This is a genomic window from Yersinia sp. 2466 StPb PI (assembly GCF_041538325.1).
GTDB lineage: Bacteria > Pseudomonadota > Gammaproteobacteria > Enterobacterales > Enterobacteriaceae > Yersinia > Yersinia enterocolitica_E.
Genome location: NZ_JAULSL010000001.1, coordinates 397099 through 412693, shown reverse-complemented (window position 1 = coordinate 412693; position 15595 = coordinate 397099). Strand labels below are relative to the sequence as shown.

Here is a 15595-nt window from a genome sequence, read left to right as displayed (position 1 = left end):
CAAAGTTTCATGCTAGTGGCTCACCTAATGACGGGGAGTCGATGATGAATAATATAATTGAAGATCAAATAGATGAATGTTGTTCGTCGGCTGCTCGAGCAACGAAAAGCCGCCACAATATTTTTATTCAAGTGTGGCTGAAAGCATACAGATACCTATACCAGTGCAATGAACGACGTAAAACCGCGAATACACTGTCAAGATTGAATTCAGATCAATTAAAGGATATTGGCCTAAGCCGGGATGATATCAAACGGGATTACAGCCGCCCGTTCTGGCGCTGAGTTAGGGTTCTCATGGCAGTAAATAAGCTTAAAGCTGAATAGACTGGCTTCGGTGTAATACCGTACCGAAGCCAGTATTATTAGTTAGAAATCATAACCGACGGTTGCCAGCACTGAGCGCTCAGCACCCCAGTAGCAATAAGAGGTGTTGTAACAGGCTGCGACGTATTTTTTGTCGGCGATATTATTCACATTCAATTGAACAAATGCCCCTTTCAACGACGCAGCCCAAGTGCCTAAATCAGCACGGACAGAGGCATCGCCCAGTGTATAAGAGGGTACGCGCAAAGTATTAGCATCATCAGCCCACTGCTTGCCAATATAGCGGATACCCGCACCAATATTGATGCCGTAACCTGCCTCATATTGCGCCCACAGTGATGCCATATTTGACGGTGCTAACACCGGTGTATTGCCATCATTACCATCAATAGCATCTTTGAATTTCACCCGATTATAGGTATAGCCCGCAATCACACTTAACCGGTCATTAACCTGGCTTCTGGCCTCCAATTCCAACCCCTGTGAATTAACTTTACCGGCTGGTACAAAATAGGTCGCCGGCACGGCACGGTTTGCCACATCATTTTGTGTCAGGTCATATAAAGCGGCGGAATAGAGTGAAGTGCTGCCCGGCGGCTGATATTTGATACCGACTTCATACTGCTCGCTGGTCATCGGTTTCAATAAGTTTTGTTGTGCATCCGGGAACAGACTTGGCGTGATGGCCTGACTGTAGCTGACATAGGGTGAAATGCCGCTGTCGAAGCTATACAGTAACGCCGCGCGCCCACTGGCATGTTTATCGGTGCGTTCATCGGTACTATTGGCAGTCTTATTAATGTTTTCAGTTTTCATCCGGTCATAACGACCTGATAGATTCAGGTGCCAATTATCCAGCGTCATTTCATCTTGCAAATAGATGCCACTCTGTTCATAGCGGCGGTTTAAATAGGAGGTGTTGATGCCCGGAGTGGTCAGCAGATAATCGCTATAAAGCGTGCTCCCCGCCGAAATACCGGTGTAAGGGTTCAGTGTGGTCGCAAAAGCGCTGTCGCTGCGCAGATTATTGCTGAACTTCTGGAAATCAAAGCCCAGCATCACTTTATGTTCAACTGCGGCGGTAGCAAAATCAGCACCCAGTTGGTTATCAATAGCAAACGCGTTGAGCGAGGAGTCCTCACCGGAATAATAACGATTCATCAGAGTGCGATCGCTATTCCATCCTCCCTGATAAACCTGTTCTAACTGAGTATTGGAATGGGTGTAACTGGCATTCTGGCGGAATGACCAAGCATCATCAAATTTATGTGAAAATTCATAGCTATAGATTTGCTGCCAACGTTTAAATACATTGTGGTTACTTTCGCCATCAAAGAAGCCACGGCTTAATTTCTGCCCATAGATGCTACCATCAGCCGGCACCGAACTGTGGTAACCACCAGAGGGGTCTTTTTGCAAATTAGCCCGCAATAACAAAGAGGTATTCTCATCCGGTTGCCACAACAATGAGGGTGCGATGGCATAGCGTTCTTCACGCTGATGGTCGTACATGGTGTCACTGTTACGGGTAATCCCGGTGAGACGAAACGCCCAATGCTCGGATATAGCATCGGTATAATCAAAGGCAACCGCTTGTGTATTGTTATTACCGGCCGTCAGGCGGAAATGGCCTTCAGAAGTAAACTGTGGGCGTTTAGATGTCATCATCACCACACCACCGGGGATACTCTGACCATACAGTGCCGAAGAGGGGCCTTTGATGACATCAATGCGCTCCAGGAACCACGGGTCTACTTGCAACACGTTAAAGCTGCCGCCGTCACTGAGTAAGCGCAGACCATCGAGGAAGGTATTGTTCACATCACCGCCATGGAAACCTCGCAGTGCGATGGTGTCATAGCGGTTGGCTCCGCCGGAAAAACCGGTGAACACGCCAGGAGTGTAATTCAGCGCCTGATTAATCGTAGCGACATTTTGGTCATCCATCTGCTGACGCGTCACCACCGATACCGCCTGGGCGGTAAGAATTAAGGGTTGATCAGTTTTAGTCGCCCCTTTGGTGGTTATCGCGGTGTAGCCCGAGGTCGGGAGATCAGCAGCATTACCTGCTTTGGCCGTGACTTCTATCGTATCTTCAGCCAGCGAAGCGAAAGGAATACACATCGCCAATGAACATAAAATAGCAGAACGCTTTATGACAAAAACCGAAAACATAGTTATCTTCCCCAGATAATTAGGCATATAAAATAGATGGTTATAATCAGCATCCATTGCTATTTCACAGCGCAATAATATTGCCTGCGTGCCACATATCGTGGGTCCATAAGTTCAGCGCACAATCTATTAAATGAGAGTGTTAATTTCAATGATAATTATTATCTTTATCATTTGAGTGAGGGGAGTAATTATCGGAGTAAGATTATTCCGTAAGGTGCAGAATGTGCCACAATGGCGGTCAGGCTGGCTTTAACAGCACACCTATCGGATTTTTGGGTTAATTGTGGCACTCACTTTCAGGCTGATCGGTTTTATGAAAAAGATTGGGTACGTTGTTGCACGTAGAAACTATCCGCTGCTGTGGCTGCTGCTAACGCTTATTTTTGCGTCAATATCAGGTACCAGCGTTGCCGCCATAGCATCAGATGCTACGGCTGAAAACAGTGAGGTGCCAGTAAAACCGGCAGTATCAGTACAACTGATTAGCCTACAAAAACAGTTGGATAAGCTGAAACAGAGTGTCTCTGCCAGTACCTCCGATAACCAGTTGAGTGTGCTAAACGAGACCGCACTGGCACTGGCGCGTGATGCTGATATCTTGATAGCCGACCTGAAGCCCAAGCGGGAACAACTGCAAACACAGTTGGAGGTTTTAGGCCCGTTACCTGCCGCCGGAGCATTGGCAGAGACCCCAGTAGTCGCCCAGCAGCGGCGGATATTGAATACCCGTAAAATCCAGTTAGATGGCCAGAATGATCAGGCCCAAGCTATCAAAACCAACGCGGAAAACCTGGCAACACAGATCATCGCGTTACGGCGCACCGCGTTGAAATCACAAATTGCCTTAAATTCTGGCAGCATTTTGGGTGCGAACTTCTGGGCACCGATCGTCAATCCCAATGTTGACGATGACCGCCGACTGAAAGATTTTACCCAAGAGCTGGCCGATGCCTGGAGCGCCGCCTGGGAACCCGAATGGCGTTTCGGCACCACGATGTATCTGCTGCTAGCACTCTTAATCAGCATATTTGGTTTTAAATTTCTCGATGTGCTGACCGCCTGGTTTTGTACCAAATGCTTACCACCAGGCCCGCTACGCCGCAGCTTTATGGCCTCAGCCACCACGCTTTGTACGGTGTTGATCACCGTCACAGTGGCGCAATGTATCACTCAAACCTTTACTCGCACGCCGGATGTCTCACAGGTAGTGATGGATTTTGCGCTGGCATTTGTTCAGCTCATGTTCTTCTCCGCTTTAATCGCGGGCCTTGGGCGGGCATTTTTATCCAACCAACGCCCCTCATGGCGGTTACCTGCCATCGCTGATGAAGTGGCCACATCACTGAGACTATTCCCCCCTCTGCTAGCCAGTTGCATCATGATTTTTGGTGCCCTTGATCAGATGAACAATATGATCAATATCAGTGTGTCTGGGGCAATTTTTAGTAATGGTATTTCGGCGCTGCTGGTGGCGCTTACTGCGGCGATTATTCCGTTACGTGCTAATCGGGTACGGCGTAATCTGGTGGTAAATGGCGAAAAACCTGAAGCCTATTCCACGCTAGCGGGATTGATTCATTTCGCCATCGGCATTACGGCAATAGCCATATTACTGTCATTGTTAGTCGGTTATATCGCACTGGCGAAATTCTTAAGTTACAAGTTGGTGTGGAGCTGTCTGGTCATCGCCTGTTTATATTTATTAGTTCATCTGTGTGTTGATTTGGCGGAAAGCATTTTCTCGCCCACCAGCAGCGCCGGTAAAGCCATTAAGCAATCACTGAATATTGATGACCGCCATTTAGCCCAGGCCGCAACGTTACTCTCCGCCTCCAGCAAAGTACTGCTGATATTGTTGGCTATTATCGCATTACTTAATGGCACCTTTGGTTCCACTACCCCGATTTCACTACTGCAAAAAGCGGTAGAGTTATTAAGTGGCGAAGGTCTGGAAAAATTAAATATTGTTCCCACTAACTTATTTAATGCGCTGGTTTGCTTACTGGTCGGTTTATACGTGCTCAAAGCCGCACGGCGTTGGCTGAATAATGAGTTCTTGCCACAAACCCAGATGGATTCCGGTATAAAGACCTCGGCGGTAACGCTTTTCAGTAACATCGGTTACGTGCTGGTGATTCTACTGACCTTATCGGTACTGGGTATCCAATGGAATAAATTAGCCTGGATTGTCAGTGCACTGTCGGTGGGTATCGGCTTTGGCTTGCAGGAGATTGTGAAAAACTTTATTTCCGGCATTATTTTGCTGACCGAACGGCCAGTCAAAGTGGGGGATTTGATCAGTATCAGTGGGGTTGAAGGGGACATTCGCCGCATCAATGTTCGCGCTACTGAGATCCAACTCAGTGACCGCTCAACAGTTATTGTCCCGAACTCCCAATTGATTTCGCAGAATGTGCGTAACGCCACCATGGCTAATGCTCAAGGGGTGGTGACCATTGCCCTGACCTTCCCGCTGGATTTGGATGTTGAACTGGCACAGGCACTGTTGATAGAAGCTTATGAAGAACACGAGTCGATACTTGATACCCCGGCTCCATCAGTGAAATTCAGTCAGTTAAGCCCGGACGGTATTGTCCTCAGTGTGACCGGTCTAGTCCCCAGTCCACGAATGGTCAGTAATACCAAAAGCTCTTTGTTATTCAGCATATTAAAACGGCTTAGGGCCGCAGGCGTGTCTCTTGCGGTGGCAACACCCAGCAAAACCGCAACTGAGTTGAACTAATCGGGTAGACCATGAGTATTATTAATAACAATAATGCTCATGGCCACCTGATCACTTATTTCGCCTCACTCAAACTAAACATTTTCAGATTACACCCCGGCCACTGAGCAGATAAGGCATTAACCCCAAAGGAAAAATCAGAGCCATAGACTTACTTATCTCAGCGCTGAATCAAATAACGAATCGTAGGGCCGTCCTGCTGAATATCCAGCACGGTATAGCCGTAGTTTCGCGCATCCAATGGGATATTATTAATCGATTGCGGACAGTCGCTGATCACTTCCAGAATTTCGCCCGGCTTCAGTTGCGGCATGGCTTCTAGCGTCGCCACCGCGGGATATGGGCACGGTTCACCCACCATATCTAAGCGGTAATCAGGTACGATGACGGTCGTTGTCGATGAGGAATGACTCATAGTAGCTCCTTAGCCAGAACGGATGTGGCCGCTTTCTGTTTACGGAAGAAACGTTTTTCCCACCACAGCATGGCAGCAAAGGCAATGGCTAACATCAGGTAAGTCACCAACAATCCGCCTATTGGCCCGAAGGTCTGCAACAAGTTCACCTTGTCATAATTGGTCGCCAAAGCAGGGGCGAAATCATCCCAATAATAGGCCAAAATGGTCGCGCCGATAATGTTACCCAGCCCCACCCACCAATAATGAATCTGCCCTTCGACCGCGCGATACATCCAGCCGGTTTCACAGCCTCCGGCCAGCACGATACCGAAGCCAAACAGCAAACCGCCAATCACCGCGTTCGGCCCGGCCCACAAAATCTTAGGTGCTACCCCCAGTTGGACATAACTGAAAATACCAATCGCACTGACCGCCATCCCAAGAATAATGGCCTTTGCCATGTGAGTACGCCCGGTTATCCACAAGTCACGGAACGCAGAGGTAAAACAAATTTGCGCACGTTCAATCAGCAAGCCAAAACCAATACCGCACAACATGGCGATGCCCAGTTTTGGGTGACGGAACAGCTCAATCAACGACCAGCTTAGTGCCAGAACAAACACCACCATACCAAGACGAAAACGGCGTGCGGCGCGGGCCGGATGCTGCGTCAAGGGCGATGCAGCCGTCACTTTTTGTAACTTTACCGGAATGCGAAACAGAGGTAACAGCGTAAATTTGGCACCAAAGTAGGAGCCGGCCGCCGTCGCAAGGGCAAAGAACCAGGCATGTAGTGAAAACTGTGGAATCCCGGTAAAGAAAGCCGCCAAATTGCAGCCCATCGCCAGACGCGCACCAAAACCCGCAATAATGCCGCCAACCAGCGCTTGTGCGATGCGAATACCGTGTTGAGGCTTGCGCAACTTAACGTTGTTAGCCCACAGAGCCGCCGCGATACATCCGGCAAACATGCCGATAATCATCATGCCATCAATACGATCTAACGGCGTCCCCTCCAATCCGATAACTTTAAAGTAACCCCACTCTTGCGGATGCGCGCCAAACAACTGCATGAGGTGGCCTCCCCAGCGGGTAAACTCGCCAGTCACCGCCCAGAAGGTACCAGTTAAGCCGAAGTAATAAGTCGATAAGATACCAGCAGCAATGACCGCCGGTAGTGGCGCCCAAAAGCGCACCAGATATTGAGATTTAAATACTTGCCAGCTCACACTGATACCTCCAAATAGATACAGTCACTTGCGATATCAAGACTATTCGCGGCGACGATAAAATAGACCTAGATATAATAAGCCAATTATCCATTCAATGAAGTATGTTGTGACGTAAGTTAGATGTTAATCAAAGGTTACGTCAGTAACAGTGCCGGAGAGGCAGGAAACATCCACGATCAGCTATCTTCACCCGCTGGCAACTGGTAATCCAATGCCAATGCCAAGCGCAGGATAGCCGCCACCGGCTCGAAGAATTGCTCTGGTATGGTATCGCCACAGGCCACATCGCGGTGTAATGCCCGTGCCAGCGCAATATTTTCCACCACCGGGATACCCTGCTCCTCTGCTAATGCAATGATCAGCCCGGCCTGTTCGCCATGACCCTTTTCAATCACTACGGGCAAGGGTGCATCATCAGCGTGATAAAACAGGCAAACCGCAAAATGGGTGGGATTACGGACCACTGCTGTAGAGCGTCTGACGTTTTTTGCGAAACTGCCACTTTGCACTTCATGCTGTAACTGTCGGCGTTTCTGCTTGATGTGTGGGTCTCCGTTGCTGTCTTTATGTTCCCGCTTGATTTCTTCCAGAGACATTTTTAGTTGTTTCATGGTGTTATAGCGTTGAAAGGCATAATCCATCAAAGAGAAAACCACATAACAGGCAACCAGAGCACCCAGTAGCCAGCTCATTAATGTGGCAAAGACGGGGATCGCACAGCGACTTCCGCAGTAAGCCAGATAACCAAAAGAAACCGCATAGTGCAGCAATAAATAGCCGAAAATCAGTGTGAGCACCCCTACTTTCAATAATGACTTGGTCAGTTCAAACACACTGCGCAGTGAGAATAGTTGTTTGGCATTATTGATTGGATTGATATGTTCGCCTTTAAACTCTACCGCTTTGGTTGCCAATAACGGCCCGATTTGCGCGATACCGGCCAGAATGGTGACTAAAATCAGCGCACCGCCTAATATCCCCATAATATGAATAAGTACTGCCATGCACTCCGCACCAATGCGGGCCAGTGCCATGGCCAACGGTTGTTGTAATTGGCTGATGGAGCTACGGATAAGTACGATGGCCTGATCGACCAACGTGTAGCCTGTCAGGAGAAAGTAAACCACCAGCACCACTAACTGGGCGCCGGAGGTTATCTCAACACTTTTAATCACCTGCCCTTTCTCCCGAGCTTCCTTCAGGCGTTTCGCGGTAGGTTTTTCATTCTTTTCACTGCTCTCACCCCCCATCAGCAGCCCCATTTATCAACGGGATAAGTGTGTTTATCTTCTGTTCGGTCTGGTTAATACCCACCAGATAGTGATGTAGGGCATAAGGCAGGCTAATCAGTAACAAAAGCAGAGCCAATGCGCTTTTAATCGGCATCGCCAGAAAGAAAACATTCAGTTGTTGTGCCGAGCGATTGATTAATCCTAAAGATAAATCAGCTAATACCATCACCAGCATCGCGGGTAACGCAAAGCTCAGACAGAGTTCCTGCATCAGTAGCCACTCACTTTGTAGAAAGTGCAGCATCGCTGATGAGGGGCGAATACCACTGCCAGCAGGCAGAATCTCATAGGAGCCATAGAGTGCTGCCAATACCAGATTGAAACCGCCAGATAATAAAAACAGTACGGTTAATATTTGCGTAAACAACACACCAAAAATAGACGATTCCATGCCCATACTGGGGTTAAACAAAGTGGACATGGTGGCACCACGCAGAGTATCAATCAGGAACCCCGCCATATCGATGGCCCAGAAAGGCAGCGCCGCGACAAAGCCAATCATCACCCCAATCAATAGCTCAACACACAGCACCCCAAACCAACCGATGAGGCTATCGTGGGTTATCAGTGGCAGGGAGAAAAACAGTGGTGTGACCGGCAAAGCGATGGCAAAAACCAGGCCGTTACGCAATAAGCTACTGCCCAGACTGCGCGCAGTAAACAGGGGTAATATCAGCAACATGCCGTAAGGGCGCATCATCGCCAACCCCAGCGCCTCGAGCCAGTACAGAGAGTCTGGCATCTCAGGACCGCATACTGGTGATTTGCAAAAAGGTCTGCTGGGTATAATTCAGCAGTGTCGACCCCATCCAATGGTAGGTAATCAATAACGTGGCTGACACCGCCAGTAATTTAATCAAAAACTGTAATGTCTGATCCTGGATTTGGGTGAGTGCCTGCAACAAACTGACAATTAACCCGACCACGGAGGCCACCACCACCACCGGCATCGAGAGCAGTAAAACTATCCATAACAGTTGGGTCGCCAGATGAACAACAATGGCATTACTCATTGATAAATCCCTCGGTCGAGAGTCATAAATACGACCCCACCAACTGACCCAGTAGCAATCCCCAGCCATCAATAAGAATAAAAATCAATAGCTTGAATGGTAGTGAAATGGTAATGGGTGACACCATCATCATGCCCATGGCCAACAGAATATTGGACACAATTAAGTCGATCGCCACAAACGGCAAATAGAGCAACAACCCAATTTTGAATGCTTCAGTCAGTTGGGTTAGCGTAAATGCGGGCATTAATATCAGCAGTGAATTGGGTTTTACACTATTACGATAGCGTTCGGGCCATTTGGTTTGGACGATATCGTTAAAAAAAGTGACTTGTTCTGTATCGGTATTACGTTGTAAAAAATCGCGGTATGGCGCCAGAGCATGCTCATCAATTTGCTGTAGCAAAGCGCCAATGTCGTTGGGGAGCGGCTCATCTTGCAGTCGGGCATGCACATCTAAGCCAACCGGTGCCATGATGAAAATGGTTAACACCAAGGCCAGTCCATAAATAGCGATATTAGGGGGCACCTGCTGAACACCCAGCGCATTACGTAACAAAGAAAAAACTATCGATAGTTTGAGGAATGAGGTGCCCATCACCATCAGCAGTGGCAGCACCGACAGCAAAAAAAGTAGGACCATCAATTGAGAGGACGAATTCAGTAGCTCCATAATCGGTTCCGCAAAAGGCTGGCCTGTTGAGTAAAAACAATACCCACAGTATTTGCCCAGCCCGCCTTAGCCGGAATCAGGTCATGACCTGAATAACCTCAGTACCTCAGCCCAACAGCGCTGCATTATCAAGGGCTAGAGGTGAGAAACCATTGCTCAATCCGCACAATCAACTGCTCATCACAACACAACAGGCTGCCACTGCCCACCGATTGCCCATGCAAACGAATATTCACTTCACCGTAGAAGGCGGTTTTACAGTCCAGTGTTTGCCCGACGGCTAACTGCTTGATATCACTCAGCGGCAGTGTCAACCGCCCTATTTCCATGACGAGTGTCTGCGGTAATTGCTCTAGCGCCACCGCCGGTGGCTCTTGGGTCACCGTGGCAATATCCAACGCCAGCAACCGGTCAATATCGTCATTAACCTGTTGAATTGTCACTTTGTTTCCATCCTCTAATTTGATATAAATCTGCGCGGATGACCTCTGCCATAACCAACAATTCCGCTGTTCCAGTTCAGCGGCCGCCAGTATCCGAACCCCATCTCCAGGCCTGATTTGTTGCAACTGGTGTAAGGATAAATGACTCCAACCAACCACTAAGCCAGCTTGCCAGACAGCATCTTGTTGAGCGGGTAGCGCCTCACTCTGCCAGTGAGATAACCTTGCTATTAATGCCACCGGCGGCCAGTTACACAGCACGACACTGAGTTGCTGCCCTTCCAGTTCGAAAGTCAGCCCCACCGCCCACTGCGTTAGCAGTGTCATCGCCGGAGGAGTAATGTCATGAAGGACCAACTCGGGTAGCGACGCAAGCAGTGGACTGACGGCCCAATGCGCCATTGCATTCACCAATTCTGCCGCCAAAAGAGGGGCATCATCCGTTGCCAGCGCATAGGCCAGCCAGTGCTGCCAACATGACTGCGATAACCACAAACCACATTCCTGCCCGTTAAATTGCAGTGGCAGATAAACCCCCTCTCCCCCAGCTTTGATGAAGGTTGCAGACACCCCAGCCGAATGCCGTCCATGACCAATAACGGCGCTGAGTTGGCGTAATTCAGCCGTCAGACTCTCGAACATGGATGACCTCCAACCAGCAGGGGAAGCCTAACAAGTACAGTTGCCGTTGCCAGCGCGACTGTATACGTTGCAAACGTTCAACCAATTCACCATTGGTGTGACTGAGCACAATATTTAACCCCTGAACGGCCAGGCTGACACTGACCCTCGTCCCACGCAACGGCCCACTGGCAATGCAGTAATCAGTGGATATCAAGCCACGGTCTCTCACCGTGGTAATTGCATCGGCCATCTCCGCCATGGGAAAAACGCGCGGAGAGAGATGACGGGCAAATTGCTGTTTTTGTCTCTCATTAGCTACCCGCTGCTGCGAATTTCCGCCCAAATAATGCTCACTGAGCAGAGGTAATGCACCTTCAATATCGATTCGACTCATCTTTTATTAACATCCTTAATTTTTCCTGTTCACGCTGATTACTCCGTATCAGCGCCTGTTGTGCTGCTATAGCGCTCCGTTGTTGCAGCCCCAGAGCATGCAACGCGCTAATTTGCTTTTGCTGCTGCCGCTCCGCCTGATACACCTGATGTTGTAAAACTCTCTGCTGATCCGCTTGCGCGGGGAGCAACCTACCGCGCCATTGCACAAGTTGTTGTAACTGCTGACATAACTGGTAGCGTTCGCGACGGCACTGTATCAATTGCAGTTCCTGCTGCTGTTGTTCTTGCTGCCAACGGAACAGTTGTTGGCGTAACCGGCGCTCCTTGCGTTGCCGTAAACAGAGCAAGCGCTGCAAAATATCCAGCGCGGGGTGGTTCAATTGATTATTTGGCCGAGTTGTTCCAAGGTGTGGTTGAGGCTGACGGCGTCGGAATGGCACGATAAGGCGTTCTCCTGTTGCAAAAAGGCGCAGACCTTCGGGTAACGTTGCAGTGCGTCATCAGCCTGCGGGTCTTGCCCCGCCTGATATTCACCCACGCGAACCAACAGTTCGATCTCTTGATAGCAGGCTTGTATTTGGCGCAATTTCTGTGCCAGCGCCAGATGTTCTACCGTGACGATTTGCGGCATGATACGGCTAACACTGGCGGCGATATCGATAGCCGGATAGTGCCCGGCACCGGCCAGTCGGCGGGATAGCACAATGTGCCCATCCAACAGCGAACGCACCTCATCAGCCACCGGCTCATTCATATCGTCCCCTTCCACCAGTACGGTGTAAAAAGCGGTGATACTGCCGCATTCACTGTTACCGGCCCGTTCCAATAAGCGGGGTAATGCCGCAAAGACGCTGGGAGGGAAGCTGCCCGCCGCAGGCAGTTCACCGGCCGCCAGCCCTATTTCTCGAGCCGCTCTGGCATAGCGGGTTAGCGAATCCACCATTAACAACACTTTCAACCCGCGCTCACGGAAGTATTCGGCCACGGTAGTAGCAGTATAAATACCCTTCAACCGCTCCAGAGCCGGACGATCAGAGGTTGCGACTACCACTACGGTGCGAGCACGGGTTTCAGGGGTGAGCACCTGGTCAAGAAACTCCCGCACTTCACGGCCACGTTCACCAATTAACGCCAACACCATGACATCCGCATTGCTGCCCGCACAGAGCATACTCAGCAAGCTACTTTTCCCGCCCCCTGCCGCCGCAAAAATACCGACTCGCTGCCCCTCACCGCAGCTCAATACGCCATCAATGGCCCGGATCCCGGTGGTCAGTATTTGCCGAATCGGCTGGCGGGTTAGTGGCTCCGGGGGTTGGCAATCCAACTCACGCCAATGCCCGATAACCGGAGGGCCGCCATCCATGGCGACCCCCAAACCATCCAAAACCCGCCCAACCAGTGATGGCCCCACCTTGACACGGTGGGTATGCCCAAGTGGTGACACCCACTGACCGCTGCGCAAACCGGCTGAAGAGGCGAATGGCGATAGCAACGCGGTCTGTTGTTCAATAGCGACCACTTCGGCCAGCATGTCCGGTGACGCAATACGGCATAACTCCCCCAGCGCCACACCGGGCAGATTGGCGCGTAATAGGGTTGGGCCAACATCCAGTATTGGCCCGCGATAGGCGATACCATCCGGCGGCAGAGACGATAAGCGCAATTGCTGATGCAACTGAGCACTTAGTGTTGGACTATCAGGCAGCTTCATCAAGTTCATCACCAATCAACTCAATAGTGCCTGCCACCTTGATATTCATCTCATCACCCAATTCCTGCCAGGAAAGTACCGGCAGCGTGAAAATATCCCGCTCAACTATTTTGCGCAGAAAACGCCGTACATCGATGGCGGTCAGCAGGACAACATCACTGTTTTGTGCAACAGCGGCTTTTATCTTGTCGAGGATCAAGCGTGAGTGTTTATCGGCTAACGCCGAGTAAGCACCCGCAGAGGTTTGGCGAATAGATTCACGAATCAAGTTCTCAGCCCCCTCTCCCAGCCGCAATACCGGTAACCAGACGCTGTTTTTACTGAACCGGCGACACACATGGCGGCGTAAGGCGATGCGCACGTACTCGGTTAACATGACACTGTCTTTCTCTTTCGGTGCCCAGACCACCAGCGCGCCGAAAATGGCGCGCAAATCCCGGATCGACACATCCTCCTCCACTAGCCGTTGCAGTATCTCCGCGACTTTGCCCAGCGGCATCTGGCGCTGTAGTTCTTTCACTAATTCCCCGTAACGCCCTTCCATCGCATCCATCAGATAACGGGTTTCCTGCACACCAATAAATTCAGCCGTATGTCGCTCAAATACCCGTGTCAGGCAAGAGATAATACGTTTATGCCCTTGTACATATGGGATGCCCAAGATGCTGGCATGGCTGCCCTGATCTGCAGCTAACCACTCAAAAGTGCCCATTCTGCTGCCTAACCTTTGGCTGCGCGTCTCTAGCTGGGCACTGGGCTGAGTCAGTAGCAAATCATCTGATGGTAATGTCAGTTCCAGCACTTGCTCCTGATAGACCCGGATCGATAGGCTGTTCTCAATCAAGGTAGGATCACTGCGGATCTCCACCTCCGGCAATGGCACGCCAAGATGCTCAAACCAGCGCCAACGCAAGCTATCAATATCTCGGGCCAACTCGGGATAATCCAGGTTGGTCGCACAATGCAACATCAAAGGTATCGCACCTGGTGTCATTGCATGGTCCGCAGATAAGCCACTGTCACCAGCCCCCGTTACCGTACCTCTGTGCCGTATTGACTGATTCTTGCGATAGAGTAAAAAGGCAGGCGCGGCCACCAGCGCCGCCAGTATGATAAAGATCAGGAATGGAAAACCGGGTAACAAAGCAAAAACAGTCAGGATGGCGGCGGCTAACCATAAAGCATCTGGCTGACGCCCCACTTGTACCGCCAGATCTTTAGCCAAACTCTGCTTATCGCCGCCAGGAACGCGGGTCACGATAATCCCAGCAGTAATGGAGATAAGTAACGATGGGATTTGGGCACATAGCCCATCGCCAACCGAGAGCACCGCATAGGTGATCATCGCCTGTTCTGCCGACATATTATGTTGCAGCACACCGATGGTGATGCCGCCAATAATATTCACCAGAATGACAATAATCCCGGCAATAGCATCGCCTTTAACGAACTTCATCGCGCCGTCCATCGCCCCAAACAACCGGCTCTCTCTTTGCACCCTCTCCCTTAGCCGCCCAGCCTCGGCCGCATCAATCACGCCCGCCCGCATATCACCATCAATACTCATTTGCTTACCGGGCATGCCATCAAGCGAGAAACGGGCGCTGACCTCTGCCACTCGCTCTGAGCCTTTGGTAATCACGATAAACTGGACCACGGTGATAATAGTAAAAATGATCAACCCCACAGCCAGATTACCGCCAACCACAAACTGACCGAATGCCTCGACAATTTCACCGGCATCATGCTGGAGCAGCACTAAGCGCGTAGTACTGATAGTCAGCGCCAAGCGATAGAGCGTGGTAATCAGCAATAACGACGGGAAAACCGAGAATTCGAGGGGATCGCGCAGGTAAATCGAGATCATTAGCAGGATGACTGAGAAAGCCAGATTGATCGCAATCAGCAGATCTACCAACACGGTTGGCAGAGGCAGGATCATCATAAAGATCGCTACCAACAGCATGATCGCCAGAAAAATATCCTGCCGCGCAGTTATCATCAGCAAGCCACGTATCAACGCCGATTGCCTCATGGACATGCTCCCGGCAGTCGGCACAGCAAGGCACACTGCTGCCGGTAGAGCTGATACCAAAACTCAGCATCGGACAATGCTGGCGGGGAGCAACTGACCATAATACCCATTTTCAGTAAGTAGATACGCTGTGGCACGCCATTAAATCGCTCAAGCCGCCAGCATTGCTGGAGCCGCAGCAGATCATCATGGTTGTAGTGCCGTTGTTGTAAACCGCAAGTGAGCAGTAACCTTGATGCTCGCCACTCAAGGAAAATAATCCGTTTTTCTATCTGCCACTGCATGCGAGAGGTGATAGCCGAGCAGGGCAATTCCGCCATGCGGATAAACAATTGAAGGTTACGGGTAACAACTAAATCCATCTCCATAACCAATGTCCTTTTGATGCAACTTTTCGCTATACATAATAGATTTCAAAATTCAGGCCGGCGGCAAGCAAGAGACAAATCGGTTGTGGCCGGGTCGGGTCGTGAGCGCAGCCAGCACACCTGCAAGTTGAAAAATGACGAGAATAAACAATGAAAAGAAT

Annotated in this window: 15 protein-coding genes; 2 read left to right on the top strand and 13 right to left on the bottom strand. The window is 50.2% G+C overall.

What is annotated here, in order from left to right; translation table 11 throughout:
* The first annotated feature begins 41 nt into the window (after positions 1-41).
* Positions 42-284, top strand: coding sequence for a DUF1127 domain-containing protein (locus Q2T72_RS01920; RefSeq protein ID WP_372568550.1), 243 nt, complete (start codon positions 42-44; stop codon positions 282-284).
* A gap of 84 nt (positions 285-368) precedes the next feature.
* Here the strand turns inward: Q2T72_RS01920 and Q2T72_RS01915 are convergent, their stop codons facing one another.
* On the bottom strand, positions 369-2501 hold the full coding sequence (locus Q2T72_RS01915) for a TonB-dependent siderophore receptor (RefSeq protein ID WP_372568549.1): 2133 nt from the start codon (positions 2499-2501) through the stop codon (positions 369-371).
* A 286-nt stretch (positions 2502-2787) separates the two neighbouring features.
* Here Q2T72_RS01915 and Q2T72_RS01910 point away from each other — a divergent pair, with 286 nt between their 5' ends.
* Positions 2788-5247: a DUF3772 domain-containing protein gene (locus tag Q2T72_RS01910; RefSeq protein ID WP_102970490.1), complete on the top strand. Its 2460-nt coding sequence runs from the start codon at positions 2788-2790 to the stop codon at positions 5245-5247.
* A 160-nt stretch (positions 5248-5407) separates the two neighbouring features.
* Here the strand turns inward: Q2T72_RS01910 and yedF are convergent, their stop codons facing one another.
* From yedF to Q2T72_RS01850, 12 genes are all read right to left on the bottom strand, one after another.
* Positions 5408-5662, bottom strand: coding sequence for a sulfurtransferase-like selenium metabolism protein YedF (gene yedF, locus Q2T72_RS01905; RefSeq protein WP_083161077.1), 255 nt, complete (start codon positions 5660-5662; stop codon positions 5408-5410).
* Positions 5659-6873, bottom strand: a complete 1215-nt coding sequence (gene yedE, locus Q2T72_RS01900; RefSeq protein WP_372568548.1) for a selenium metabolism membrane protein YedE/FdhT — start codon at positions 6871-6873, stop codon at positions 5659-5661. Before yedE ends, yedF begins: the two co-directional genes overlap by 4 nt.
* Positions 6874-7052: 179 nt before the next feature.
* Positions 7053-8126: an EscU/YscU/HrcU family type III secretion system export apparatus switch protein gene (locus Q2T72_RS01895; protein ID WP_083161081.1), complete on the bottom strand. Its 1074-nt coding sequence runs from the start codon at positions 8124-8126 to the stop codon at positions 7053-7055.
* Positions 8116-8910 carry a type III secretion system export apparatus subunit SctT gene (gene sctT, locus Q2T72_RS01890; protein ID WP_372568547.1) on the bottom strand — a complete coding sequence of 265 codons (795 nt, stop codon included), beginning with the start codon at positions 8908-8910 and terminating at the stop codon, positions 8116-8118. Before sctT ends, Q2T72_RS01895 begins: the two co-directional genes overlap by 11 nt.
* Position 8911: 1 nt before the next feature.
* On the bottom strand, positions 8912-9181 hold the full coding sequence (locus tag Q2T72_RS01885) for an EscS/YscS/HrcS family type III secretion system export apparatus protein (RefSeq protein ID WP_050085721.1): 270 nt from the start codon (positions 9179-9181) through the stop codon (positions 8912-8914).
* A 22-nt stretch (positions 9182-9203) separates the two neighbouring features.
* On the bottom strand, positions 9204-9854 hold the full coding sequence (sctR, locus tag Q2T72_RS01880) for a type III secretion system export apparatus subunit SctR (protein WP_372568546.1): 651 nt from the start codon (positions 9852-9854) through the stop codon (positions 9204-9206).
* A gap of 128 nt (positions 9855-9982) precedes the next feature.
* Entirely contained in the window at positions 9983-10939 is a 957-nt protein-coding gene (locus Q2T72_RS01875; protein WP_372568545.1) for a YscQ/HrcQ family type III secretion apparatus protein, read from the bottom strand.
* Positions 10917-11315 (bottom strand): hypothetical protein, encoded by a 399-nt coding sequence (locus Q2T72_RS01870; protein WP_372568544.1) that lies wholly within the window; start codon positions 11313-11315, stop codon positions 10917-10919. The genes Q2T72_RS01875 and Q2T72_RS01870 overlap by 23 nt, the downstream gene beginning before the upstream one ends.
* Positions 11296-11697 carry a type III secretion protein gene (locus Q2T72_RS01865; protein ID WP_372569843.1) on the bottom strand — a complete coding sequence of 134 codons (402 nt, stop codon included), beginning with the start codon at positions 11695-11697 and terminating at the stop codon, positions 11296-11298. The genes Q2T72_RS01870 and Q2T72_RS01865 overlap by 20 nt, the downstream gene beginning before the upstream one ends.
* Positions 11694-13031: an EscN/YscN/HrcN family type III secretion system ATPase gene (locus Q2T72_RS01860; protein ID WP_083163933.1), complete on the bottom strand. Its 1338-nt coding sequence runs from the start codon at positions 13029-13031 to the stop codon at positions 11694-11696. The genes Q2T72_RS01865 and Q2T72_RS01860 overlap by 4 nt, the downstream gene beginning before the upstream one ends.
* Positions 13018-15066, bottom strand: coding sequence for an EscV/YscV/HrcV family type III secretion system export apparatus protein (locus Q2T72_RS01855; protein WP_083161091.1), 2049 nt, complete (start codon positions 15064-15066; stop codon positions 13018-13020). The genes Q2T72_RS01860 and Q2T72_RS01855 overlap by 14 nt, the downstream gene beginning before the upstream one ends.
* Positions 15063-15434, bottom strand: coding sequence for a type III secretion system protein (locus Q2T72_RS01850; protein ID WP_083161093.1), 372 nt, complete (start codon positions 15432-15434; stop codon positions 15063-15065). The genes Q2T72_RS01855 and Q2T72_RS01850 overlap by 4 nt, the downstream gene beginning before the upstream one ends.
* Between the last annotated feature and the right edge of the window lie 161 nt (positions 15435-15595).

Excerpts from the sequence above, each read along its gene's own strand:
- Q2T72_RS01920 (WP_372568550.1), top strand. The coding sequence starts at position 42 with ATGATGAATAATATAATTGAAGATCAAATAGATGAATGTTGTTCGTCG.
- Q2T72_RS01915 (WP_372568549.1), bottom strand. The coding sequence starts at position 2,501 with ATGTTTTCGGTTTTTGTCATAAAGCGTTCTGCTATTTTATGTTCATTG.
- yedF (WP_083161077.1), bottom strand. The coding sequence starts at position 5,662 with ATGAGTCATTCCTCATCGACAACGACCGTCATCGTACCTGATTACCGC.
- Q2T72_RS01895 (WP_083161081.1), bottom strand. The coding sequence starts at position 8,126 with ATGGGGGGTGAGAGCAGTGAAAAGAATGAAAAACCTACCGCGAAACGC.
- sctT (WP_372568547.1), bottom strand. The coding sequence starts at position 8,910 with ATGCCAGACTCTCTGTACTGGCTCGAGGCGCTGGGGTTGGCGATGATG.
- Q2T72_RS01885 (WP_050085721.1), bottom strand. The coding sequence starts at position 9,181 with ATGAGTAATGCCATTGTTGTTCATCTGGCGACCCAACTGTTATGGATA.
- sctR (WP_372568546.1), bottom strand. The coding sequence starts at position 9,854 with ATGGAGCTACTGAATTCGTCCTCTCAATTGATGGTCCTACTTTTTTTG.
- Q2T72_RS01875 (WP_372568545.1), bottom strand. The coding sequence starts at position 10,939 with ATGTTCGAGAGTCTGACGGCTGAATTACGCCAACTCAGCGCCGTTATT.
- Q2T72_RS01870 (WP_372568544.1), bottom strand. The coding sequence starts at position 11,315 with ATGAGTCGAATCGATATTGAAGGTGCATTACCTCTGCTCAGTGAGCAT.
- Q2T72_RS01860 (WP_083163933.1), bottom strand. The coding sequence starts at position 13,031 with ATGAAGCTGCCTGATAGTCCAACACTAAGTGCTCAGTTGCATCAGCAA.
- Q2T72_RS01855 (WP_083161091.1), bottom strand. The coding sequence starts at position 15,066 with ATGAGGCAATCGGCGTTGATACGTGGCTTGCTGATGATAACTGCGCGG.
- Q2T72_RS01850 (WP_083161093.1), bottom strand. The coding sequence starts at position 15,434 with ATGGAGATGGATTTAGTTGTTACCCGTAACCTTCAATTGTTTATCCGC.